Origin of the sequence: Corynebacterium minutissimum (assembly GCF_000805675.1) — a bacterium.
In the GTDB taxonomy this organism is placed as follows: domain Bacteria; phylum Actinomycetota; class Actinomycetes; order Mycobacteriales; family Mycobacteriaceae; genus Corynebacterium; species Corynebacterium minutissimum.
Map to the genome: position 1 here is coordinate 1 of NZ_JSEF01000036.1, position 659 is coordinate 659.

1 protein-coding gene is annotated in these 659 nt (G+C 56.3%); it reads left to right on the forward strand.

Translation table 11 applies throughout. The annotated features are described in order from the left end of the window. On the forward strand, positions 1-659 hold a 659-nt coding region (locus NX84_RS12280), incomplete at both ends, for a VaFE repeat-containing surface-anchored protein (protein ID WP_039677017.1).

Below are 659 nucleotides of genomic sequence, written 5' to 3' on the forward strand. Positions count from 1 at the left end.
CCGAATAAGCCGGGCGAATCTACCACTCCGGGTAAGCCGGGTGAGTCTACGACTCCGAATGATCCGTGTGAGGAGACCACTCCGAAGACCACGGAGCCGACCGAGCCTTCTGAGTCGACGACTCCGCGTGAGCCGGGTGAGGAGTCTGATAAGCCGAAGATTTCGACGAATGCTGACTTTGCTAACGGTGCAACTGAGGTTGTTGCTGGTGCGAAGGTTAACGATACGGTGACGTATAAGGGTCTTGTTCCAGGTAAGGAATACACCCTGTTCGCTGAGCTGATTTCTAAGGTTGATGGTGAGTCTGTTCTGGGTGAGGGCAAGAAGACCTTTACTCCGACGGCTGCCAACGGTGAGGTTGTTGTTGAGATCATTGTTGATGAGTCTGTGACGGAGCCGGTTGAGGCTGCGGTTGCTTTCGAGGAGTTGACTTCTGTTGAGGTCAACGACAAGGGCGAGGAGACTCCGGGTACTGCTCCGGAGAACCCGAACCACATCGCTGAGCACAAGGACATCAACGATAAGAACCAGACGGTTCCGAAGCCGTCCGAGGAAACGACTCCGAACGAGCCGGGTGAGGAGACCACCCCGAACAACCCAGGCGAGGAGACCACTCCGAATAAGCCGGGCGAGGAGACCACTCCGAATAAGCCGGGCGA